At 53.1% G+C, this 21,557-nt stretch carries 22 protein-coding genes and 1 other annotated feature; of the genes, 10 read left to right on the top strand and 12 right to left on the bottom strand.

Annotation, left to right across the window (positions count from 1 at the left end; all coding sequences use genetic code 11):
- Nucleotides 1-77 precede the first annotated feature (77 nt).
- Nucleotides 78-251, top strand: a complete 174-nt coding sequence (locus tag SFA31_RS15375) for a YciY family protein (RefSeq protein ID WP_322838770.1) — start codon at nt 78-80, stop codon at nt 249-251.
- Nucleotides 252-473: 222 nt separating this feature from the next.
- Here the strand turns inward: SFA31_RS15375 and SFA31_RS15370 are convergent, their stop codons facing one another.
- Nucleotides 474-770 (bottom strand): YciI family protein, encoded by a 297-nt coding sequence (locus tag SFA31_RS15370; protein WP_322838769.1) that lies wholly within the window; start codon nt 768-770, stop codon nt 474-476.
- Nucleotides 771-973: 203 nt separating this feature from the next.
- Here SFA31_RS15370 and SFA31_RS15365 point away from each other — a divergent pair, with 203 nt between their 5' ends.
- Nucleotides 974-1,702, top strand: coding sequence for an energy transducer TonB (locus SFA31_RS15365; protein WP_322838768.1), 729 nt, complete (start codon nt 974-976; stop codon nt 1,700-1,702).
- A gap of 71 nt (nt 1,703-1,773) precedes the next feature.
- Here the strand turns inward: SFA31_RS15365 and yciA are convergent, their stop codons facing one another.
- From yciA to SFA31_RS15350, 3 genes are all read right to left on the bottom strand, one after another.
- Nucleotides 1,774-2,178, bottom strand: coding sequence for an acyl-CoA thioester hydrolase YciA (yciA, locus tag SFA31_RS15360; RefSeq protein ID WP_322838767.1), 405 nt, complete (start codon nt 2,176-2,178; stop codon nt 1,774-1,776).
- A gap of 234 nt (nt 2,179-2,412) precedes the next feature.
- Nucleotides 2,413-2,949 carry a septation protein A gene (locus SFA31_RS15355; protein ID WP_322838766.1) on the bottom strand — a complete coding sequence of 179 codons (537 nt, stop codon included), beginning with the start codon at nt 2,947-2,949 and terminating at the stop codon, nt 2,413-2,415.
- A 59-nt stretch (nt 2,950-3,008) separates the two neighbouring features.
- Nucleotides 3,009-3,755, bottom strand: a complete 747-nt coding sequence (locus SFA31_RS15350) for a YciC family protein (protein WP_322838765.1) — start codon at nt 3,753-3,755, stop codon at nt 3,009-3,011.
- 705 nt (nt 3,756-4,460) lie between these two features.
- On the opposite strand from SFA31_RS15350, the gene ompW reads away from it, so the two are divergent.
- Complete coding sequence (ompW, locus tag SFA31_RS15345) at nt 4,461-5,093, top strand: outer membrane protein OmpW (RefSeq protein ID WP_322838764.1); 633 nt, start codon at nt 4,461-4,463, stop codon at nt 5,091-5,093.
- A 208-nt stretch (nt 5,094-5,301) separates the two neighbouring features.
- Here the strand turns inward: ompW and SFA31_RS15340 are convergent, their stop codons facing one another.
- From SFA31_RS15340 to SFA31_RS15315, 6 genes are all read right to left on the bottom strand, one after another.
- Nucleotides 5,302-5,637 carry a hypothetical protein gene (locus tag SFA31_RS15340; protein ID WP_322838763.1) on the bottom strand — a complete coding sequence of 112 codons (336 nt, stop codon included), beginning with the start codon at nt 5,635-5,637 and terminating at the stop codon, nt 5,302-5,304.
- A gap of 297 nt (nt 5,638-5,934) precedes the next feature.
- The gene (gene trpA, locus SFA31_RS15335) at nt 5,935-6,741 is read right to left on the bottom strand and encodes a tryptophan synthase subunit alpha (RefSeq protein ID WP_322839392.1); all 807 of its coding nucleotides are present in this window, start codon (nt 6,739-6,741) and stop codon (nt 5,935-5,937) included.
- Nucleotides 6,741-7,934 (bottom strand): tryptophan synthase subunit beta, encoded by a 1,194-nt coding sequence (gene trpB, locus SFA31_RS15330; RefSeq protein ID WP_322838762.1) that lies wholly within the window; start codon nt 7,932-7,934, stop codon nt 6,741-6,743. The genes trpA and trpB overlap by 1 nt, the downstream gene beginning before the upstream one ends.
- Before the next feature lie 10 nt (nt 7,935-7,944).
- On the bottom strand, nt 7,945-9,306 hold the full coding sequence (gene trpCF / locus SFA31_RS15325) for a bifunctional indole-3-glycerol-phosphate synthase TrpC/phosphoribosylanthranilate isomerase TrpF (RefSeq protein WP_322838761.1): 1,362 nt from the start codon (nt 9,304-9,306) through the stop codon (nt 7,945-7,947).
- A 4-nt stretch (nt 9,307-9,310) separates the two neighbouring features.
- Entirely contained in the window at nt 9,311-10,906 is a 1,596-nt protein-coding gene (gene trpD / locus SFA31_RS15320; RefSeq protein WP_322838760.1) for a bifunctional anthranilate synthase glutamate amidotransferase component TrpG/anthranilate phosphoribosyltransferase TrpD, read from the bottom strand.
- Nucleotides 10,906-12,468, bottom strand: coding sequence for an anthranilate synthase component 1 (locus SFA31_RS15315; RefSeq protein WP_322838759.1), 1,563 nt, complete (start codon nt 12,466-12,468; stop codon nt 10,906-10,908). The genes trpD and SFA31_RS15315 overlap by 1 nt, the downstream gene beginning before the upstream one ends.
- 28 nt (nt 12,469-12,496) lie before the next feature.
- Nucleotides 12,497-12,590, bottom strand: a sequence feature (Trp leader region).
- A 153-nt stretch (nt 12,591-12,743) separates the two neighbouring features.
- Between SFA31_RS15315 and rnm the strand changes: the two genes are divergently transcribed.
- From rnm to SFA31_RS15280, 7 genes are all read left to right on the top strand, one after another.
- Nucleotides 12,744-13,622, top strand: a complete 879-nt coding sequence (rnm, locus tag SFA31_RS15310) for an RNase RNM (protein ID WP_322838758.1) — start codon at nt 12,744-12,746, stop codon at nt 13,620-13,622.
- A complete protein-coding gene (locus SFA31_RS15305) occupies nt 13,619-14,239 on the top strand; it encodes an L-threonylcarbamoyladenylate synthase (protein WP_322838757.1) in 621 nt (206 codons plus the stop codon). The genes rnm and SFA31_RS15305 overlap by 4 nt, the downstream gene beginning before the upstream one ends.
- A 216-nt stretch (nt 14,240-14,455) precedes the next feature.
- Complete coding sequence (locus SFA31_RS15300; RefSeq protein ID WP_416208359.1) at nt 14,456-15,757, top strand: carbohydrate porin; 1,302 nt, start codon at nt 14,456-14,458, stop codon at nt 15,755-15,757.
- Nucleotides 15,758-16,101: 344 nt separating this feature from the next.
- On the top strand, nt 16,102-16,311 hold the full coding sequence (locus SFA31_RS15295; protein WP_322838755.1) for a hypothetical protein: 210 nt from the start codon (nt 16,102-16,104) through the stop codon (nt 16,309-16,311).
- Between the two features lie 162 nt (nt 16,312-16,473).
- On the top strand, nt 16,474-17,454 hold the full coding sequence (gene btuC, locus SFA31_RS15290) for a vitamin B12 ABC transporter permease BtuC (protein WP_322838754.1): 981 nt from the start codon (nt 16,474-16,476) through the stop codon (nt 17,452-17,454).
- 76 nt (nt 17,455-17,530) lie between these two features.
- Nucleotides 17,531-18,277, top strand: a complete 747-nt coding sequence (btuD, locus tag SFA31_RS15285) for a vitamin B12 ABC transporter ATP-binding protein BtuD (RefSeq protein WP_322838753.1) — start codon at nt 17,531-17,533, stop codon at nt 18,275-18,277.
- A 70-nt stretch (nt 18,278-18,347) separates the two neighbouring features.
- Nucleotides 18,348-18,812 carry a C40 family peptidase gene (locus tag SFA31_RS15280; RefSeq protein ID WP_322838752.1) on the top strand — a complete coding sequence of 155 codons (465 nt, stop codon included), beginning with the start codon at nt 18,348-18,350 and terminating at the stop codon, nt 18,810-18,812.
- Between the two features lie 390 nt (nt 18,813-19,202).
- Here the strand turns inward: SFA31_RS15280 and SFA31_RS15275 are convergent, their stop codons facing one another.
- Nucleotides 19,203-20,252, bottom strand: a complete 1,050-nt coding sequence (locus tag SFA31_RS15275; RefSeq protein ID WP_322838751.1) for a 3-deoxy-7-phosphoheptulonate synthase — start codon at nt 20,250-20,252, stop codon at nt 19,203-19,205.
- Nucleotides 20,253-20,415: 163 nt separating this feature from the next.
- Nucleotides 20,416-21,249 carry a pyruvate, water dikinase regulatory protein gene (locus SFA31_RS15270; protein WP_322838750.1) on the bottom strand — a complete coding sequence of 278 codons (834 nt, stop codon included), beginning with the start codon at nt 21,247-21,249 and terminating at the stop codon, nt 20,416-20,418.
- Nucleotides 21,250-21,557: the final 308 nt, after the last annotated feature.

The following is a 21,557-nucleotide window of genomic DNA, read 5'->3' as shown; positions in this document are numbered from 1 at the left end:
AACCATGCCTTAAAACGGCTGGTTTGGTGGATTAAACGGATTATAATGAGCCGTCATGACACAAAAGAGTATAAATAATGAGACGTAGTCGAACAGAAGTGGGGCGCTGGCGGATGGTGCGGCAGTCTCAGCGGCGCAAAACGCGCTGGCTTGAGGCGCAGTCACGGCGCAATATGCGTATCCATGCTATCAGAAAGTGTTTGGTCTCACGACAGCGTTTAACGCTGCTATTTGCCATCCACGATGATTAGGCCGATGCCAGAGTGGGAATAACCGCAGCTCTGGCACACCCTTATAAGCCTTTGCTTCACGCGCATTCCCCTGGTTTCTCATATCGTTATCATGCTTCATGCGCCTGTAGGATACTTTACTTTTTATCGCCAAAGTCCGGCCCGGAAGATTTGCTAACGCGGGGGCAGTGCACAGAGGAGGCGGAAAGCGTAAAACTTGATGCTGCTTTTCCGCCAGTATATTCAGAAGGTACGGCGAAAGGGTTTAACTGATACTTGCCGATACACGCCCGCGGCCAGATAGGGATCGTCCTGCGCCCATCGTTCGGCCTGTTCCAGAGTTTCAAATTCAGCCACGATCAGTGAACCTGTAAACCCGGCGGCACCGGGGTCATTACTGTCAACGGCCGGAAGCGGCCCGGCGGCGAGTAATCGTCCTTCATCCCGGAGCAGCTGAAGGCGAGCCAGATGGGCTGGACGCGCGGCCTGGCGCTTCTCCAGCGAATCTGCATTATCCTCTGCATAAATGACATACAGCACGGGGAACTCCTTGTGTAGGGTAAAATTGCGCTTACGTTATGTGAAACCGCGTGAGCGTGCAACGGAAAGATAACATGCCAGACATACATCTTTCGCTGAAGCGGTAAAAACTACGGTGCAGAGTCAGTTAATTGGCAACGGTTGTTGAATATGATTGCTATTTGCATTTAAAATCACGTTCCTGCTTTTCGTTCGGGATAACTATGACCGCAATGACTTTTGACTCACCTCGCCGTTTTCCCTGGCCTGCACTCTTGTCCGTAGCGCTACATGGTGCTTTGGTGGCAGGGCTTTTATATATTTCAGTGCATCAGCCCATTGAAATAGCGGTGCCGTCGCCAAAGGCCATTAGCGTAACGATGGTTTCCCCACAGGCGTTAGAGCCACCGCAGCCGGCGCCTGAGCCGGTGGCAGAGCAAAAAACAGAGCCACAGCCTGCGCCGGAACCGCCTAAAGAAGCGCCCGTCGTGATTCATAAACCTCAGCCAAAGCCGCGACCTAAGCCCAAACCGAAGCCTGAAGCTGAGAAAAAAGTAGCAACGCCGCGCCCGGTACGAAGAGAACCGCCTAAAGCGGCCTCACCGTTTAGCCAGAGTACGCCGGCCGCCAGCACGCCAGCGCAGCAAACTGCGCCGGTGAATGCGCCTGCGGCCACAGTGTCGGCTGGTCCGAAGGCGCTGCGCCGCAATCAGCCTCAGTATCCTGCCCGTGCCTATGCGCTGCACATGGAGGGGAAGGTGAGAGTGAAATTTGATGTCGCAAGGGACGGTAGCGTGGAAAATATCGAGATCCTATCGGCAAAACCCGCCAACATGTTTGAACGAGAAGTGAAACAAGCAATGCGGCGCTGGCGCTATGAGTCTGGGAAACCGGGAAAGGGATTAATTGTGAATATTGTGTTCCGCATTAACGGCGGAGCCAGTATGCAATAGTCGGCACACGTTCGCACTGCACGCATTTTACGTTAATAACGCCGCCGGTAAGGTAATTGCCGGCGGTTTTTTTATGCCTGAACGGGAGGCAAAGGACGGGGCCGACCTTCATTGTCTACGGCCACGTAGATAAATTCGGCTTCCGTGGCCTTATAGCGCTGACCGACCGGCTCCGTTGACACCTTTTTCACCCACACTTCAATATTGATAGTAATCGACGTTCTACCGCGCTTAACGCAGCGGGCGTAGCAGCACACCACGTCACCAACGACAACCGGCTTAAGAAACGTCATGCCGTCAACCCGCACGGTAACTACGCGGCCAAGGGCAATTTCTTTGGCCAGAATAGCGCCACCCATATCCATCTGCGCCATTAGCCATCCCCCAAAAATATCGCCGTTGGCGTTGGTATCAGCGGGCATTGCCAGCGTGCGTAACACGAGATCGCCCTGTGGCAATAAAGGATTTGTCATCATGTCTTCCTGAATAAAGTGACTTTTGCAGCGGCGAAGTATATCCAGAAGAGGGGTAAAGCGTGAAGCAGGCGTTGGCGTGAATAGCGGAGATTCACAGCGAGAAAGCCATAATTGTTTAAATGCCCATAGCCCGTACCATAATGCAATAAACCCTAATCGGGTGAGAAATAGTGACGGCGGTTTATATCCAGGGGAAGAGGTTGTGAATGGGCGGCGATAGCCGCCCGAAAGGCATTATTTATTTTCGTGAGGCATATGGCGATACATATAAGCGCCACTGAGTACGGTAAATAATAGCGTCAGCGCCGTAAGCCCGAAGACTTTAAAATTTACCCAAATATTTTGCGGTAACCAAAACGCTACATAAATATTAGCAATCCCGCAGGCAAGGAAGAACAGCGCCCAGGCAACGTTAAGGCGCTTCCAGGCTGTTTCCGGGAGCGAAATCTCTTTGCCCAGCATACTTTGAATGAGGTTTTTCTTTAGCAGCCACTGACTGATGAGCAACGCCGCTGCAAAAAGACCGTAAATCGCCGTCACTTTCCATTTTATAAATTCATCGGTATGGAAAAATAGCGTTAGCCCGCCAAAAACGGCGACCAAAATAAAGGTGATAAGCGTCATCTTTTCAACTTTACGATACTTATACCAGCTAAAAATGAGCGCCAGCGCGGTAGCAACGATCAGCGCTGCGGTCGCGGTATAAATATCGTAAATCTTATAAAAAGCGAAAAAAACGATGAGCGGAAGAAAGTCGAGCAGTTGCTTCATAATCAATTCCATTGCAGAGGGATGCCCGACTATAACGCGTTGTCGGACATCCGAAAAGGTTACTGGCGTATCAGCATATACAGTCGATATAAATAGACAATCAGCGCGGCAGAGACCAGATTACTGAGCGTATTAAGGAGAATAGATGCGATAGTGGGATTCGCTGAATTGAGCAATGAAGAGGCGAAAACCAGTAATAACAGCTTTACCAACAGCCAGCCGCCGACGGCGGGAGCGACCAGCCGTATGTTATCCCACGCCAGGCGCAGGCTAAAGCGCATGGCGGTGAATATGCCTGATTTGTTTTTAAACAGAATAACCGGTGCCAGTGACAGCAGGATAGTCAAAATTATGCCTGGAACGATGACCAGCATAAATCCAAGCTGTACGATAAACATTGTTAACAATATCAAAATGAATAAGCGCGGTAGCTGCGGCGCGGCGGCGCCCAGCGCACGCAGCGCGCTTACCCGATGGCCGCCGGATATGAGAGCGATAAGCGCTAACATACCGCCGATAAGCAGCGTATTGCCAATAAGCGCAGAGAATGTGGAAGCCGCAGAGGCACGCAGCAGCACCTGTTGCTGCTCAGGCGTCATATTTTGCACCATCTCAAATAGCCCGCTGCTGCCGGAGAGATTATCCACATTATTAAGAAGCGCAAGCTGCTCCTCACCGGGCGTAAACGCGTGCCCTAATACAAGTGTAATGAAGGTACATAACAGAGCGATCAGCAAAATGGTGATGAACTGATTGCGAAAGAAATTACCCGCGTCACGGTAAACGGATCCCGCCGTGATAGACATGCATACTCCTTTGGGGCTGATCTGAATGATACTGTGCGGATTGTACCCTGAAACACGTGGTGTAGCACCAGGCAAACGGCTTAAGGCCCGCAATGTAAAGGCGCGTCGTGGTTTTTGATAAAGATGGTATAGGCCGCCTTCCGCGTTAGTTTGAGCAAAAAAATGAATCTCTGATGAGACCGATTTTTTTCAAAAAATAATGGGTTACCTAAAACCCAATCCTTGATCAAGTTCGGATGCCAGCGGCTCAGAGCGTATTTTATCTCGCCGCACGGAGGCGGCAATTCAGGTGTAGCAATAAGCCCTGAAGTGAGCGGCATTATGCACTGAGCTATCAGGAAAAATAACGCGTTCTGCACAGAGCTTACCAAAGCGAACCTGCTGTGCGTGGGTAACTCCGCTAATGGGTGCATATTTGCCCGGTAAGGGCAGGTATTCGTGAAGGCTGTCTTCTGAGGCATTCCCGGCAAAACCGAGGTCGCTAAAACCGATAGCAGATAATCTGTGACAGAAAATATGAAACTGGAGCTTTAATCAAAAATGCGGTTTATCAGTAAACTCGTTAATCTTAATTCAGATCATATTTAAAATTAATTTGGATCATGGAATGTGAAAATAGCCACTAAAGTGTGAGCAATTTACATCCAATGTTACTTCCTTATAGGTATATTCCGATTGGCGAATACCATAATAAGGAAAGGGATAATGAAGAAGATTGCAGCAGCGCTTTTAGCGGTAAGTTGTTTTTCCAGCAGCGTGGTTGCGCACGAAGCGGGAGAGTTTTTCTTCCGCGTGGGAAGTGCGACCGTCCGCCCAAATGAAAGCTCAAATAACGTATTGGGTATGGGCAGCTTTAACGTTGATAACAATACGCAGCCGGGTTTTACTTTCACTTATATGGCGACCGATAATATCGGCGTTGAATTACTGGCGGCTACGCCTTTTAAACATAAAGTGGGGTTAGGGCCAACCGGTGATTTAGCAACGGTCCACCATTTGCCGCCAACATTAATGGCGCAATGGTATTTCGGCGATGCGGGCAGTACTTTTCGCCCCTATTTAGGCGTTGGCGTTAACTACACCATGTTCTTCGATAATAAATTTAACGACACGGGTAAAGAGAGTGGGTTGAGCGATTTAAGCCTGAAAAACTCCTGGGGAGTGGCCGGTCAGGCCGGCGTTGACTATCTGATTGATAAAAACTGGTTGATTAACGCCTCAGTGTGGTACATGGATATTGATACCGAAGTCAAATTCAAGGCAGGTGGAGCGCGTCAGAGTATCAGTACTCAGCTTGATCCATGGGTCTTTATGTTCTCAGCCGGTTACCGTTTCTAACGCTGAATATTCACCAGGTTATAAGGCCAGCTAAGCTGGCCTTTATTTTATCCGTTGTAAATATTCTTTATTCAGTGACTTTTGAAGCAAAAGTGCCGGCGAGATAGCAAAAGTACGCAGGCTTTTTTAGCCTTATGGCATGAATATTTGCAGACAAGATTTATGCGCCCGGAATTAAGAAACTAACGCTAAAGCACGCAGAAAACCCTTAATGATATGAAACTGTAACCACGCCGGTAGTACGCGAGTTATCAAGCCACTCCATCTCGGTTGTGCCTCTGTTACCCGGCAGCGGCTGGGGTGAATACGCCTTTGTCGCAATTTGGGCCGTTTTTATCTGGTGCTGACTGTCAAAACAAGAGATGTGAATATTGTTTTGCCGTGGGGCAACCGCACAGCCATCTTCAACGATTTCTCCGCTGAAATAAATTATCCCGCTTGCAGCGCTATGGGTTTGAGCAAATAAAGAAGGGGAGATAAAAAAACCGATGCCGCCGATTACCGCAGCGACAAGTTTAGGGGTAAGAAAACTAACGTTAAGCATAACATCCTCTCTATTATTATTAATCGGCCTGTCATGCGTACGCACCTCGCCGGGAGCGCTATCGTTTTGCGGTTTACCGTTAAAACCATTCCTTTTATTCCGCCTGAGTCCTTTCTTTATTTATATAAATCGCAGCGTGTAGCGATCGGGCCAGACAGGCGAACGCATGTTAATGGTGATAGGAAAAGGCAATCGCAGAAATAGGCAGAGTTTTTTTAAGAGATGATGAAAAAGAGCACAACCAATGAACAAAAAGAGCGAAACAGCCGGTAAAGGCGGCTTCGCTGTAGTGTAGTGCTAGTCGCGGGTTGCCGCTTTCATACGCTGAACAAATTGCGTTAATTCTGTAAGCATTTGCTGGGGCTGTTCAAGATGCCTTTCAACCCGTTTTACTACCGCCGAGCCGGAAATTGCCCCGGCGGCGCCGGCTGCTAACGCGGCGCGCACTTGCGCTGGTTCTGAGATACCAAAACCCTGTAGTGCAGGGGGCGCCTGATATTCCGCTAGCTTTTCAATTAAATGGTGCAGCGGCTGGCTGGCTTTATTCTCGGCGCCGGTTACGCCAGCCCGGGAAAGTAAATAGGTATAGCCACGGCCATGGGAAGCCAACAAACGTAGCAGTTCATCGTCAGCATTTGGCGGACAGATAAAAATCGGCGCTACCCCACTGCGCAGCGCGGCCTGATGGAACGGAGCCGATTCTTCAAGGGGAACATCGGCAATCAGTACGGAATCTACGCCGACCCGTGCGCACTGGGCGTAAAAATTATCGATGCCGCGGTTCCACACCAGATTGGCATACATCAACAGGCCTATCGGCAATTCAGGATACTTCTGGCGGACAAGCGCCAGCATCTCAAAACACTGCGCCGGCGTAACCCCAGCGGCGAAGGCGCGAAGTGTGGCATTTTGAATCGTCGGGCCATCCGCCAGCGGATCGGAAAATGGGATGCCTAGCTCCAGCGCGTCGGCGCCGCCGGCAACCAGCGCGTCGATAATCTGTAGCGACCGCTCTGGCGATGGATCGCCCAGAGTGACAAACGGAACAAATGCGCCTTCCTGGCGGTCTTTAAGCCGTTTGAATAGTTGCTCATAACGTTCCATCACATCGCTCCCCTGGCTTTCAAAATATCGTGAACGGTAAAAATATCTTTGTCGCCACGTCCGGATAAATTTACTACCAAAACCTGCTCTTTTTCCGGCGCTTCGCGCATCATTTTTAGGGCGTAAGCCAGCGCGTGGGAGGATTCCAGCGCCGGGATAATGCCCTCATGGCGACACAGCTGTTGGAAGGCTTCCAGCGCTTCGTCATCGGTAATAGAAACATAGTCCGCGCGCCCTGTGCTGTTCAGCCAGGCATGCTGCGGCCCAACGGAGGGAAAGTCCAGCCCTGCGGAAACGGAGTAAGATTCTTCGATTTGGCCTTCTTCCGTTTGCATCATGGGGGCTTTCATACCGAAGTAAATCCCGGTACGGCCATGCTTAAGCGGCGCGCCGTGTTCACCCGTTTCAATGCCGTGGCCTGCCGGCTCGACGCCAATCAGGCGAACATCTGCATCATCGATAAAATCGGCGAACATCCCAATGGCGTTAGAGCCGCCGCCAACGCAGGCGATAACCGCATCCGGCAAACGGCCTTCGCGTTCCAGCAGCTGTTTTTTGGTTTCTTCGCCAATCATGCGCTGGAATTCCCGAACAATAGTGGGGAAGGGATGTGGGCCAGCGGCGGTGCCCAGCATATAATGCGCATTTTCGTAGCTGCCGGACCAGTCGCGCAGTGCTTCGTTACACGCGTCTTTCAGCGTGGCAGAACCGCTGTATACCGGGATTACCTCGGCCCCCATAAGGCGCATACGGAAAACATTGGGCGACTGTCGCTCAACGTCCTTAGCGCCCATATAGATACGGCACTTCAGACCGAGCAGCGCGCAGGCGAGCGCAGAGGCCACGCCGTGCTGGCCCGCGCCCGTTTCAGCGATAATTTCTGTCTTGCCCATTCGCTTCGCCAATAGCGCCTGGCCCAGAACCTGGTTTGTTTTATGCGCGCCGCCGTGGAGTAAATCTTCACGTTTGAGATACAGCGTGGAACGGGTTCCGCTCGTAAGATTACGGCAGCGGGTTAACGCGGTGGGGCGCCCCGCATAGTTCTTCAGTAAATCGGAAAACTGCGTCTGAAACTCCGGATCGCGTTGTGCGTGTACGAACGCGGCTTCCAGTTCTCGCAGCGCAGGCATGAGTATCTGCGGCACATACATGCCGCCAAATTCACCAAACCATGGGTTGAGTAACGTTTTCATCGTCATTTCCTTAGTAGGCCCGCAGCGTCTGGAAAACCGCGGTAATCTTTTGGGTATCCTTCACGCCTGGCGCTGACTCTACGCCAGAGTTGAAATCCAGGCCGACGCAGCCGGCATTGGCCGCATCCACGCAGTTGTCTGCGCTGAGTCCGCCTGCGAGCATCACATTACTTAGTTCTGCATCCGCCAGCAGCGACCAGTTAAAACGCTGACCGGTACCGCCCTGACCGTTATCAAGAACATAACGGTCAACGTGTCGCAGCGTTCGCGCTGGCAGCGAATGTGAAACGCTCAGCGCTTTCCAGATTTGCACTTCAGGCGGCAGCGCTTCACGCAGCGCATCAATAGCGCTCTGATTTTCTGTTCCGTGAAGCTGAACGGCGTAAAGATTCAGCCCGCCCGCGTACTCAGCGATGACCTCGGGTGTGGCGTTACGGAATACCCCGACATAGCGCAGCGGCGCGCCGTTAATTACCGCCTGCGCCGCCTCTTGCGTCAGGGCGCGGGGAGATTCAGGCACAAAAATCAGGCCACCGTAGATAGCCCCCGCCTGATGCGCGGCGCGGGCATCTTCTGGTCGCGTGAGTCCACAAACTTTGTTGTCGCCCAGCAGCACGCGGCGCACCGCCATTTCCAGGTCTGGCTCGCTCATCAGCGCGGAGCCTATTAAAAAACCGTTGGCGAACCGGCTTAATTCACGAATTTGCGCGTGGCGATGAATACCGGATTCGCTGATGACAGTGACATTGTGTCCCAGACGCGGTGCAAAGCGACGCGTACGATCCAGATCGATTGAGAGATCGCGCAGATCGCGATTGTTAATGCCAACCACTTTGGCTTCAAGGCGAATGGCGCGCTCCAGTTCATCCTCGGTGCTCACCTCCGTTAATACGCCCATGCCCAGACTATGGGCGACGGCGGCAAGCTGGCGATACTGGTCGTCATCCAACACGGAAAGCATCAGCAGACAGGCGTCAGCCTGGTAGTGCCGGGCCAGATAAATTTGGTATGGGTCAATAATAAAGTCTTTGCACAATACCGGCTGGGGGATCGCGCGGCTGACCGCGGGCAAATAGTCAAAACTGCCCTGAAAATATTTCTCGTCCGTCAAAACCGACACGGCGGCGGCGTAACGCTGATAAACGCCGGCGATTTGCACAGGATCGAAATCCTCGCGAATAAGGCCTTTTGACGGCGAGGCTTTTTTACATTCCAGGATAAACGCGGTGCGCGTTCCCTGCAGCGCGTGATAAAAATTACGCGAACTGACGACAATCGTATTTTGAAACGACGCCAGCGGCTGCTGCGCTTTACGGGCTTCCACCCATAGGCGTTTATCTGCAACGATTTGAGCTAATACAGTACCTTGCATAAGATTATCCTCTTGCGGCAAGTGCGGTAACGCAATCAAAAGCGGTGCCGCTACGGAGCACATCGAGAATCTGTCGCACATTTGCTTTTAAATCTTCCTGCCCGTGCAGGCGCATTAGCATAGCGACATTTGCCGCAACGGCGGCTTCATGGGCGGCCTCACCTTTACCTTGTAATAAGCGCGTGAGGATGTCACGGTTTTCTTCCGGCGTGCCGCCAGCCAGTTGATCCTGATGGTAGGGCGTTAATCCAAAATCAGCGGCGGTTAGTTGATAGCTGTGAATTTCCCCCTGGTTGAGTTCCGCGACCACGGTGGGGGCATGTAGCGATACTTCGTCCATGCCGCCGCTGTGGACGACCGCAGCGCGGCGATAACCCAGCATTCGCAGCGTTTCGGCCACGGGTAATACCAGCTCCGGGCTGTAAACGCCAATGAGCGCCAGCGGCGGATGCGCTGGATTAATCAACGGCCCAAGGACATTAAACAGCGTGCGCGTTTTAAGCTGTTGGCGTACCGGCATGGCGTGGCGAAATCCCGTATGGTATTTCGGTGCGAATAAAAAGCAGATCCCCAGTTCGTCAAGCGCGGTGCGCGATCGTTCTGCATTCATATCCAGATTAATACCAAAAGCGGCCAGCAAATCAGATGACCCGGACTTACTGGATACGCTGCGGTTGCCGTGTTTCGCTACTTTAAGCCCGCAGGCGGCCGCAACGAAGGCGCTGGCCGTGGATATATTGATACTGTTGCTCCCGTCGCCGCCGGTGCCAACAATGTCAGCGAAGTCGTATTCGGGGCGAGGAAACGGTAGCGCATTTTCCAGCAGGGCCGTCGCCGCGCCGGCGATTTCATGGGGATGTTCGCCGCGGACTTTCATACTGACCAGCGCTGCGGCGAGCTGTTCCGGTTTAACTTCGCCGCGCACGACGGCGGAAAACAGACGGTGACTTTCCGGCTGTGTGAGGGTCTGAGCCTGATAAAGCTTTTCCAGAATCGGTTGTAACGTATTGGCTGGCTCCAGTTTCTGTAACGCCCAGCCGATGGTCTGATCCAGCAGGAGCGCTCCCTGCGGGGTTAAAATGGACTCCGGGTGAAACTGAAATCCGCAAACGCGATCGGCATCGTGACGTACTGCCATGACCATGCCGTTCACGTGCGCGCTAATCGTAAGCCCGGCGGGAATATCGCTCCCAACCAGCGAATGATAGCGGGCGACGGGAAAAGGATTTGGCAATCCGGCAAACATCGCCTGTGCATCATGCTCAATATGGGAGGCTTTACCGTGCAAAATCTCACCGGCCTGCCCGACATAGCCGCCATAGGCTTCGACGATGGCCTGATGTCCCAGACAAATGCCAATGATCGGCAGCTTGCCGCGCAGGCGGGTCAGCAATTCTGGCATACAGCCCGCTTCAGACGGGGCGCCCGGCCCGGGAGACAGCATCAGCACCGGGTTTTCCATGGTACTTAGCCGGTCGATCAGCGTTTGTGCCGGTACGCGGTTGCGGTAAATGACCACGTTATGCCCATTGGCGCGTAGCTGATCCGCAAGGTTCCAGGTAAACGAGTCGATGTTGTCGAGCAGCAAAATATCGGCCATTAGAATATCTCCTGTGCGCCGTGCGCTTTAGCAATAGCGCGCAGCACTGCGCGAGCTTTATTGCGGGTTTCATCGGCTTCCGCCTGCGGAATAGAGTCCAACACCACACCTGCGCCAGCCTGTACCGTGGCGATGCCGTCTTCAACAAAGGCGGAGCGAATAACGATGCACGTATCGAGATCGCCATGCCCGGTAAAATAACCTACCGCACCGCCGTAGCTGCCGCGCCGCGTACCTTCTTCCTCCGCGATGAGCTGCATGGCGCGGACTTTAGGGGCGCCGCTGAGCGTGCCCATATTCATACAGGCCCGATAGGCGTGCAGTACGTCCAGATCGCGGCGTAGCTCGCCTACCACGCGGGACACCAGATGCATCACGAATGAATAGCGGTCAACCTTCGTCAGGTCGGCGACATAGCGCGTTCCCGGGGTACAAATACGCGCCAAATCGTTGCGTGCCAGATCGACCAGCATTAAGTGTTCAGAAAGTTCTTTATGGTCAGTGCGCATTTCTAATTCGATGCGGCTGTCCAGGTCGTTATCTAATGAGCCGTCCGGCCGACGACCGCGCGGACGAGTGCCGGCGATGGGATAAATTTCAATCTGGCGGCTGCGGGCGTCATATTTAAGAGAACTCTCCGGCGAGGCACCAAACAGCGTGAACGCTTCATCCTGCATAAAAAACATATACGGGCTGGGGTTGCTCTTTTTAAGCACATCATAAGCAGCGAGCGGTGAAGGGCAGGGTATGGAGAAGCGGCGCGACGGGACGACCTGAAAAATTTCTCCGGCGCGAATCGCTTTTTGCAGGCGGCGCACGGTGCTGCCGAAGGCATCATCGCTTTGATTGCATTCACATGGCATCTGCGAAAGAGCAGTAACAGGCAGCGTTGCCGGCGGCTCATTCAGTTTTTGGCGCAGTTCTGAGACGCGCCCGATGAGACGCGCTCTTTCCTGTTCGTCGGGGGTAAACAGGCTGGCCTGGATGCGCGTGCTTCTGGTCTGATGGTCGATAATCAATAGCGTTTCGGCCAGATAAAAACAGAAGTCCGGGCAAACATCATCAGAAGCCAGCGTTGGGAGATCCTCAAAACCCGCCACCAGGTCATAGGCAAAAAGCCCCCCGAAGAACATGGCTTCGCGTTCCTGCTCCGGTAAGGTGACGAGCGTCTGCAACAGACGAAAAGCATCGAATACGGATGGGGAGCACAGGCGCGCGTCCTCATCGAGGAGCTGGCTGGCGGCAGGGAAGGATAGAATCCGCGCGCTGGCCCGTTTTTCATTGATGATGCCGCAGGGCAAAGCGTTGTCCAGCAATGTCAGCAGGGCAAGCCCGTTACCGGAAAACGCTTCAAGCGTTACGCGGTCATTGCGGGCGGTAATACGCAGCGCGCTGTCGACTAACAGCAAGCTTTTCAGGTTGTCTTTACTGTCGATGTCCGCGGATTCAAGGAGCAGGGTCGCCGGACGATCGGCACAGATTTGATGAAATAGAGCGGTGGGGTTTTCCCGATAGATTGCGTTATCCGCAATGATTTCCAGCGCTGGTTTAGCTATAAACATTTTACTTGCCGCCTGAATCAGAGTGTTCAAAAAAAAGCCCGCTTGATGGCGGGCCAGATATTCGTGTGCAGTACGCAGACATGCAGCATGGCCCGAAATCAGGTCATGCGCCACCAACGATTAACGGTAAAAGATTGAGTAATCATAACGAATATCCTGCGAGGTGAACTTGTGTACTAGTTAACTGGTTCGTAACGGGAATGTCAATAGCGATTTTTTATTATTCTCTGGTTATCATGGCGCGGCGATAATGCATTCCGCGACCGGGAGACGCTGTGAAAGAGACCGAAGCTGCACTGATGTTTGACTTACATAGTCATACTACCGCTTCAGATGGCATGCTCACACCCGATGCACTGGTAGCACGGGCCGTTGAGCAGCAGGTTGATGTGTTGGCCATTACCGATCACGACACGGTAGACGGCGTGAATGCAGCGCGAGAGGCGATTGAGCAGGCGTCACTGCCATTACATCTGGTGAGCGGCGTAGAGATGTCGACATTATGGGAAAACCAGGAGATCCATATTGTCGGCTTAAACATTGATATCGGGCACCCTGCGTTAACGGCGTTTTTGCAGCATCAGCAAGGGCTGCGTCACCAGCGTGCCCGGGATATAGCAGCCCGGCTGGAAAAAGCACGCATACCTGGCGCCTGGGAAGGGGCATTGCGATATGCCGGGCAGGGTGCGATCACGCGAGGGCATTTTGCCCGTTTTCTGGTGGAGGATGGACGTGCGAATTCAATGGCAGATGTATTCCGGCACTATCTCGCACGCGGTAAAACGGGTTATGTCCCTGCGCAATGGTGTACAATAGAGCAGGCTATTCACGTTATTCATTTGGCAGGCGGGCAGGCCGTGATAGCCCATCCGGGGCGCTATCGTTTATCGGCAAAATGGCTAAAACGCCTGCTGGCGCATTTTTCTGAGGCCGGCGGTGACGCTATGGAAATCGCTCAATGCCAGCAGGCGCCGGGCGAACGGCAGCAATTATCGCTGTACGCCCGCCAGTTTTCGCTGCGGGCATCACAAGGGTCTGATTTTCACCAGCCCTGCGCGTGGATTGAGCTGGGGCGGCGCCTGGCGCTTCCAGAGGGGGTAATTCCCGTATGGCAAGACTGGGCCTGGGCCAAACATATTAAGAGGGCGGTATGAGCCAGTTTTTTTATATCCATCAGGACAACCCACAGCCGCGACTCATTACTCAGGCGGTGGAAATTGTACGCAAAGGCGGCGTAATTGTTTATCCAACCGATTCCGGGTATGCGCTGGGCTGTCAGTTAGAAAATAAGCATGCGATGGAGCGGATTTGTCGCATCCGTCAACTGGACAGTAACCACAATTTTACCCTGATGTGTCGCGATCTTTCCGAGCTTTCCACCTATGCCTGGGTCGATAATATTGCGTTTCGGTTAATCAAAAATAATACGCCGGGTAATTACACGTTCATATTAAAAGGCACGAAGGATGTTCCGCGCCGCTTATTGCAGGAGAAACGGAAAACTATCGGACTGCGCGTGCCGTCTAACCCAATAGCGCTGGCGCTGCTGGAGGCGCTGGCGGAACCCATGCTGTCGACATCGTTAATGCTGCCAGACAGCGAGTTCACTGAGTCCGATCCGGAAGAGATAAAAGACAGGCTGGAAAAGCAGGTTGATTTAATTATCAACGGCGGCTATTTGGGGCAGCAACCGACAACCGTTATCGATTTAACTGAAGATACGCCGGTGATTATCCGCGAAGGGCAAGGCGACGTATCGCCATTTCTTTAGTCAATTAAGCTTAGTTCACCTTAAAAGGCGCTGTATAATGCGCCTTTTTGTTTTCTTGATCTCATTTTTCTGCAAAAGTTCCCTCTAATTTATTTAGCCGCACGAATCCGTAACTAAGGCATTCCTTAGGCCTCGTACACTCGATTTTCAGGTTTAAAAACTGTTAAAAGAAAAAATATGAAACATTTAATGGCAGTGACGAAAAGAAACGGCGGTATGGCGCTTAGCGCACTGTGCCTGGCTCTATTTGCTGGCAACAGCATGGCGGCGGGAGAGCCTCTTAGCTACGACTCTCCGTGGATGTTTGGCGACTGGGGCGGAACCCGCAGCGCCCTGATAGACGATGGGGTGGATTTCCAGCTCAACTACACCATGGAGGCTGCGTCTAACTGGGGCGGTGGCTATCACAGCTCGACGACCGCACGCTATTCCGACCAGTGGGCATTTGGTGTCAATCTCGACCTTGAGAAGTTATTGAACTGGCAGGACACTGAATTCCAAATGACCATCACCAACCGTGACGGTCAGAATTTATCCGACCAGGTTGCCGACCCGCGTACTGGCACACTTTCTTCAGTGCAGGAAGTTTATGGTCGCGGGCAAACCTGGCGTTTGACTCAGTTCTGGCTGCGTAAAGGCTTTTTCGATGACACGCTGGACGTGAAGGCGGGTCGCGTTACCGTAGGCGAAGACTTCGATAATTTTGACAGTAAATTCCAGAATCTGGCATTCGGCAGCGGGCAGGCGGGTAACTGGCGTGGCGACCACTGGTACAACTGGCCGGTGTCGCAGTGGGGCGGTCGCGTAAAACTCAACCTGACGCCGGATGTATTCCTGCAGGTCGGTTTTTATAACCAAAATCCTTATAACTATGCGCGCGGCGATGGTTTCCGCCTTGAATTTAACCCGACGCAGGGCAACCTGGTGCCGGTAGAATTGGGCTGGAAGCCGACGCTGGGAGCGGATAAATTACCGGGCAACTATCGCATCGGCTATTACTATTCATCGGTTAACGATAATGTTTACGATAGCTGGCGCAACGACGGTTTCCACAATACGAAGCATGCCTACGGTGGCTATATTCTCGCCCAGCAGCAGCTTACCAGCCAGGGCGGTAGCGCGGATCGCGGTTTGACGCTGACTTTACAGGCAGTGATGAACGACCACAGGACATCGAAAACGGATAATTATCAGGCGATCGCACTCACCTGGAAAGGGCCGTTCGATGCGCGTCCTGAAGATGAAATCGGCGTTGGCGCGGCGCGTATTCACGTAAACTCCGACTATACCCGCATGCTGCGGGCAGAAAACCGTGCGAATGGCGAAGTGGATTATCATAGCCCTACGTACCTGCCGATTCAGGAAGGGGCAGAGTACAACTATGAAGTTTACTATAACGTCCATGTAACTAACTGGCTCCAGCTGCGGCCTAATCTGCAATACGTATCGGCGCCGGGCGCGGTGAGTAAAGTCGACAACGCCTTTGTGGGCGGTCTCAGCGCTAATCTGAGTTTCTGATAGCCCTTAACCGCTATCAAAGCCGGCTGGCGTAAAATTACTCATGGATATACCTGCATATCGTCGCTGCTCAAATAGCGTTAAAGACGGTATGCAGGGTTAGCTGCCGCTTCATTGTAATAACCCGCTAACGTTAGGGCTGGATAAACCATCGGCAAGCGCAGCCTGGCGCTCATCTATACATAAAAGCGCCTAATCTTACAGACGTTGCCTTTCCCCCGCTTTGACACGCCGGAATTCTGTGACTATACCCAGCTATTAGGGAGTATGTTTGTTTGCCCCCTGCCTGAGCGCGCAGCCGCGTTATATCCGGCTCGCGAATTATTTATTCACGGAGTATGACTATGACAACCACAGACAGAGAACTTATTAATTTTTCTGAAGATCATGAATTGAATTCGCTATTACGCAAATTAGGGAAAAAGCAGTCACAGGCTAACCGCGCCGTGTTACAGGAAGAAGGGAAGAAGCTGAAAGCCTCTTCGGGAAAGCGTGTATTAACGCATGCGGAATTTGAAGCACATTTAACCTCTTCTGGCGCATCTCTGGAGTAATGAACGCTAAAGCCGCGTTTATTCGGAGATATTCTGGTAACGCTGCTTATTACCGCAGCAGAGTTGATAATATAGCGACTCTGCATTGCTGATTTTTTCTTTTCCCCCACCGCAACTCTCCGTAAAATCATGCGACAACTCGATAAATGTGATGAGTCCTGCATGCTTTCATTTATTTCCCGCCAGCGTCGCTATGAATATCGTTGGCTCTGGGGGCTCGCTCTGGCGCTGTGCGTCTCCACCGGCTTAAGCTTATGCGTGGGCGAAATCTGGATCGGGCCGACGCGCTGGCTTAGCGCCGAAGGGCGCCTGTTTGTCGGGGAACTGCGGCTGCCGCGGACGCTGGCTGTCGCGCTGGCTGGAGCCGCGCTGGCCGTGACAGGCGCGGTGATGCAGGCGTTATTTGCCAACCCGCTGGCTGAGCCCGGCCTTTTGGGCGTTACGAACGGCGCTGGCCTGGCGCTGGTGGCGGGCATTTTACTGGGACACGGGGAAACGCCCGACTGGATGCTGGGGCTATTTGCCATCGGCGGTGCGCTGGTGATTACTGCTCTGCTGCTGCATTTTGCTCTGCGCTACGCCTCCATAAGCCGTCTGCTGCTGTGCGGTGTGGCGCTGGGAATTGTGTGCAGCGCCGCCATGACCTGGGCCGTGTACTTCTCAACTGCGGTAGACCTGCGTCAATTGATGTACTGGATGATGGGCGGTTTTGGCGGTATCAGCTGGGGACAAGGCTGGCTGATGGCGCTGTTGGTTCCGGGTATCATCTGGCTCACCCGCTGCGGTGATGAACTCAACCTGCTGGCTCTTGGCGCCGCTACTGCGCGCCAGCTTGGGCTGCCGCTGTGGCTGTGGCGCAATTTACTGGTTGCCGTCACCGGCTGGCTGGTAGGGATCGGCGTGGCGCTCGCCGGTGCGATAGGGTTTATCGGGCTTATCGTTCCTCACGCGCTGCGTCTGTGCGGGCTTAGCGATTATCGCGTTTTACTGCCCGGCAGCGCGCTTGCCGGCGCGACGCTGTTAACGCTGGCCGATATCGTTGCGCGCCGCGCGCCGGGCGTAGGTGAATTGCCGATAGGCGTCGTTACCTCCACTCTTGGTGCGCCTCTATTCATATGGCTATTATTGCGTGGACAGAAATGACGACGTCCGGGTATTTATTGTGCCGCTTTCCCGCCGTATCGGTATCGGAAAACGGCGCCAGCTTATTTGAGGTTCAATGCCAATAATACTGCGCCTGCGCCAGGCAAGTTACATACCGCGCCTGCTGTCGCTGAACGGGGAAATTCACCGGGGCGAGTGTGTGCACCTTGTCGGCCCTAATGGCGCGGGGAAAAGTACTCTGCTGGCCTTGATGGCAGGAATGCTGCGCGGGAGCGGGCAGCTTGATTTCGCCGGTTCCCCGCTGCACGTGTGGGAGCCCGCCGCGCTGGCACGCCGTCGCGCCTGGGTGACGCAACAGCATACGCCGCCGTTTTCCATGCCGCTGTGGCGCTATCTTCAGCACCATCAGGCCATACCGGATGACCAGAGGCTGGAATCAGTAGCGCATCGATTTAGTTTGCAAAATAAATGGCAGTGCCACGTATCGGCGCTGTCCGGCGGTGAATGGCAGCGCGCCAGGCTCTGCGCGGCCTTGCTGCAAATCGAGGCGCCGCATGAGGGGAATCTGTTACTGCTGGATGAGCCGCTTAATAACCTGGATATCGCTCAGCAGCAGGCGCTGGCTCAGGCGCTATCCGCTCATCGCGCGGTCGGCGGGAGCGTAGTGCTATGCAGCCACGATTTGAATTACAGCCTGCATCACGCGGACAGAGTCTGGTTATTACAACAGGGTCGCTGCCTGATTCAGGGGCGCGCCGCAGAAGTACTTACTCCGGCGCGCCTGGAGTCAGTTTACAAGGTGCCGTTCCGGCTACTCGAGGCGGACGGAGAGCGCATTTTATTACCTGCGCCTGTGTTTTGAAGCTCTTGCACCCTGTTCAAGGAGCAGGCTACAGTAGCGGCATAATAGACGGAATGAAGGAGCAAGCCGAATGCGGCAGTGGTTATTTATTATCGCGGTATTAGTACTGGCAGGGTGTAGCCATCATCGCGCGCCGCCGCCGAATGCTCGCCTCTCTGATTCAATTATGGTACTTGCCCAGCTTAACGAGCAGCTTGCCCACTGGCATGGCACTCCTTACCGCTATGGCGGCATGAGCCGCCGCGGGGTCGATTGCTCCGGTTTTGTCGCGTTAACGTTTAGCCAGCGGTTCGCTCTACAATTGCCGCGCGAGACGCGCGCCCAGGCGGAATACGGCACCCGGATCGACAGAGAAGATCTTCTGCCCGGCGATTTGCTCTTTTTTAAAACCGGGCGCGGTGATAATGGCCTGCACGTAGGCATTTACGATAGCGACAATCAATTTATTCATGCCTCTACCAGCCGTGGCGTTATCCGCTCTTCGCTGGATAATGAATACTGGCGCGATACCTTTTGGCAGGCGCGGCGGATTTAGTGAACGCGGTTAGCTCCTGAAAGCAGTGCGTATACAAGACGCTGACCTGAGCGCCGCAGAAGACGGCAATCTTCAACTGAAGGTCGTGGGGGGCGCGAATAATGATTGTCGTTACTTTTCAACTTCTCTGGGAGATAACATTTTGTTCGTCCGGAAGGAATGGCTATTTTTACTGCACAATCAACTTTAAATAAATTGGCTTCGTCAAAAGCGGCATCAGACGCTAACCAGAAATTACGGCGTAGAAGCTGGTGGGTAACGGGTTGAGACGATATCTCGCTGTGGGGGAAAATCTGACAAAACCGAACGCCGTTTTTCTGGCTTGTTAGACGCGGGATATAACGCCGCCTCTGCCAGGGGCGGCGTTGAAATTATCGCGGTTGCCGTGGGTCAGGCAAAGCGGCTGTCCACGGCGCTGGCAAGCGAGGCCAGCAGTACTTCACTTTGCTCCCAGCCCAGGCACGGGTCGGTGATTGATTGTCCGTACGTCGGCAAAACGCCAGGCATTATTGCCTGTTGCCCTTCCTGCAGAAAGCTTTCCACCATCACACCGGCTATGGCCTGAGAGCCGCTGCGGATTTGCTGGCATATGTCTTCGCAAACCTCAAGCTGGCGGCGATGCTGTTTCTGGCAATTACCGTGGCTGAAATCAACGACGAGGCGCTCCGGCAGCGAAAAGGCTCGCAGTGCGCTACAGGCGGCGGCGAGATCGCTGGCGTGGTAATTAGGCGTTATGCCACCGCGCATAATAATGTGTCCCCACGGGTTGCCGCTGGTTTGATAGGCGGTCATTTGCCCCTGTTTATCCGGGGAGAGAAACAGATGTCCGGCGCGGGCGGCGCGGATGGCATCAATGGCAATGCGCGTATTGCCGTCCGTGCCGTTTTTAAATCCAATCGGGCAGGAGAGCGCGGACGCCATTTCACGATGTACCTGGCTTTCCGTAGTGCGTGCGCCAATCGCGCCCCAGCTTATCAAATCGGCAATATACTGCCCGATCACCATATCCAGAAATTCTGTTGCAGTAGGAACGCCGAGCAAATTGATGTTTAGCAGCAGGCGCCGCGCCAGCTCCAGCCCTTGATTGATACGAAAACTACCGTTGAGATCGGGATCGGAGATGAGCCCCTTCCAGCCAACGACGGTGCGGGGTTTTTCAAAATAGGTGCGCATCACAATTTCAAGACGCGAACGGTAACGCTCGCGCATTGCGCCTATGCGGCGGGCATATTCCAGCGCAGCGTCAGGATCGTGGATTGAACAGGGGCCAATAATGACTAATAAACGCTTATCTTTACCGTCGAGGATGCGTTCGATGCGGTGGCGAGAGGCGTTAATATGGTCGGCCAGCTCGGTACTAACCGAATAGCGCTGCGCCAACTCGCCTGGGGTGATGAGCTTATCGATGCGCGTAGTGCGCATTCCATCAGTGTTGTTCATTATAAGGGCAATCCCGAAATTGAATAGCTTCGCGCCGGCACCGGGCCGGGAAGTGATGACGATCACAATAAACCAATTTGTGCTGAATTTAAACTCAACCAAAGGGGCATGTGTTGATTTCGGGAGAGCGTAACATATTAAAGTGCGCCATTGAACTAGTTTTCTAGTACATGCGGCGACTGAGACCTGCGATATCCATAATTTTAGTGGCGATTTCTTCAACGGAATAATTGGTGCTATTGAGATAGCGCACATTATATCTGCGATACAGCGCCTCGACTTCTGCAACTTCCAGGCGACACTGGCGCAGTGAGGCATAGCGGCTATTTTCCCGTCGCTCTTCGCGGATAGCCGCCAGGCGCTCCGGATCGATAGTCAGGCCGAATAATTTGTGCTGTAACGGTTTCAGAGCGGCCGGTAACTGTATGTTATCCATATCATCTGCAATGAAAGGATAATTGGCGGCGCGGATGCCGTACTGCATCGCCAGATATAAGCTGGTGGGCGTTTTACCGCAGCGCGATACGCCTAATAAAATAATCTGCGCCCGATCGAGGTTGCGCAGAGAAACGCCGTCATCGTGAGCAAGCGTGTAATCAATGGCCGCAATACGCGCGTCGTAACGGTTAAGATTGCCCGGCGTCAGCCCATGGGTGCGATGCGCTATCGGCGTCGGGTCCAGCCGTAGCTCCTGCTGCAGCGGCCCCACCAGCGTCTGCACAATATCCTGACAAAATCCTGCACTTTGCAAAATGATGGCGCGTATTTCCGGTAATACAATTGAGAAAAAAACCAGCGGCCGTTCGCCGGTTTGCTGCCAGATGGCGTCGATCTGCTCTTTCACCGCCCGGGCGCGGCTTTCCGTTTCTACAAACGGCAGGGTAATACTGTTAATCGCCACAGGGAATTGTGACATCACGGCGTGGCCTAATACTTCGGCGGTAATCGCCGTACCGTCGGAAATATAGAAAACATGGCGATCGACAGCAGCATCCATAGATATATTCCTCAATGATAATCGGTAAACCAGAATGGAAAAGCAGCAACTGAAACTAGCCTGGTTTAATGGGAGGCTGAAATAAAGTTTTATTTTCCAATACGCAAAATTTTCTCATTCATATATTGCTATAGGCGTAGATATTTTAAGGTTTTATTGAATAATCATGAGGTTATGGTAATTACGGAATCTATCCGAAAAAATTATATTTTTTAGTTGCTTGAACGATTCACCGTTTTTACTGCGTAAACAAATATGCCAGGCTAATAAAGAATTATCGCAATTCTGTGTCCATTCATATTCAAAAA

Origin of the sequence: Erwinia sp. HR93, from assembly GCF_034555055.1 — a bacterium.
In the GTDB taxonomy this organism is placed as follows: domain Bacteria; phylum Pseudomonadota; class Gammaproteobacteria; order Enterobacterales; family Enterobacteriaceae; genus Apirhabdus; species Apirhabdus apintestini.
The sequence above is the reverse complement of the archived record's forward strand: the minus strand, read 5'-3'. Positions and strand labels throughout refer to the sequence as shown.

What these genes read in the sequence shown, in the direction of transcription:
- trpB (WP_322838762.1), bottom strand. Translation starts at nt 7,934, where the DNA reads ATGAAAACGTTACTCAACCCATGGTTTGGTGAATTTGGCGGCATGTAT.
- yciA (WP_322838767.1), bottom strand. Translation starts at nt 2,178, where the DNA reads ATGATGACAAATCCTTTATTGCCACAGGGCGATCTCGTGTTACGCACG.
- SFA31_RS15365 (WP_322838768.1), top strand. Translation starts at nt 974, where the DNA reads ATGACCGCAATGACTTTTGACTCACCTCGCCGTTTTCCCTGGCCTGCA.
- SFA31_RS15275 (WP_322838751.1), bottom strand. Translation starts at nt 20,252, where the DNA reads ATGAACAACACTGATGGAATGCGCACTACGCGCATCGATAAGCTCATC.
- SFA31_RS15305 (WP_322838757.1), top strand. Translation starts at nt 13,619, where the DNA reads ATGAGCCAGTTTTTTTATATCCATCAGGACAACCCACAGCCGCGACTC.
- SFA31_RS15315 (WP_322838759.1), bottom strand. Translation starts at nt 12,468, where the DNA reads ATGTTTATAGCTAAACCAGCGCTGGAAATCATTGCGGATAACGCAATC.
- btuD (WP_322838753.1), top strand. Translation starts at nt 17,531, where the DNA reads ATGCCAATAATACTGCGCCTGCGCCAGGCAAGTTACATACCGCGCCTG.
- SFA31_RS15340 (WP_322838763.1), bottom strand. Translation starts at nt 5,637, where the DNA reads ATGCTTAACGTTAGTTTTCTTACCCCTAAACTTGTCGCTGCGGTAATC.
- SFA31_RS15350 (WP_322838765.1), bottom strand. Translation starts at nt 3,755, where the DNA reads ATGTCTATCACGGCGGGATCCGTTTACCGTGACGCGGGTAATTTCTTT.
- trpCF (WP_322838761.1), bottom strand. Translation starts at nt 9,306, where the DNA reads ATGCAAGGTACTGTATTAGCTCAAATCGTTGCAGATAAACGCCTATGG.
- SFA31_RS15295 (WP_322838755.1), top strand. Translation starts at nt 16,102, where the DNA reads ATGACAACCACAGACAGAGAACTTATTAATTTTTCTGAAGATCATGAA.
- SFA31_RS15355 (WP_322838766.1), bottom strand. Translation starts at nt 2,949, where the DNA reads ATGAAGCAACTGCTCGACTTTCTTCCGCTCATCGTTTTTTTCGCTTTT.
- SFA31_RS15280 (WP_322838752.1), top strand. Translation starts at nt 18,348, where the DNA reads ATGCGGCAGTGGTTATTTATTATCGCGGTATTAGTACTGGCAGGGTGT.
- trpA (WP_322839392.1), bottom strand. Translation starts at nt 6,741, where the DNA reads ATGGAACGTTATGAGCAACTATTCAAACGGCTTAAAGACCGCCAGGAA.
- SFA31_RS15270 (WP_322838750.1), bottom strand. Translation starts at nt 21,249, where the DNA reads ATGGATGCTGCTGTCGATCGCCATGTTTTCTATATTTCCGACGGTACG.
- btuC (WP_322838754.1), top strand. Translation starts at nt 16,474, where the DNA reads ATGCTTTCATTTATTTCCCGCCAGCGTCGCTATGAATATCGTTGGCTC.
- trpD (WP_322838760.1), bottom strand. Translation starts at nt 10,906, where the DNA reads ATGGCCGATATTTTGCTGCTCGACAACATCGACTCGTTTACCTGGAAC.
- ompW (WP_322838764.1), top strand. Translation starts at nt 4,461, where the DNA reads ATGAAGAAGATTGCAGCAGCGCTTTTAGCGGTAAGTTGTTTTTCCAGC.
- SFA31_RS15300 (WP_416208359.1), top strand. Translation starts at nt 14,456, where the DNA reads ATGGCGCTTAGCGCACTGTGCCTGGCTCTATTTGCTGGCAACAGCATG.
- SFA31_RS15375 (WP_322838770.1), top strand. Translation starts at nt 78, where the DNA reads ATGAGACGTAGTCGAACAGAAGTGGGGCGCTGGCGGATGGTGCGGCAG.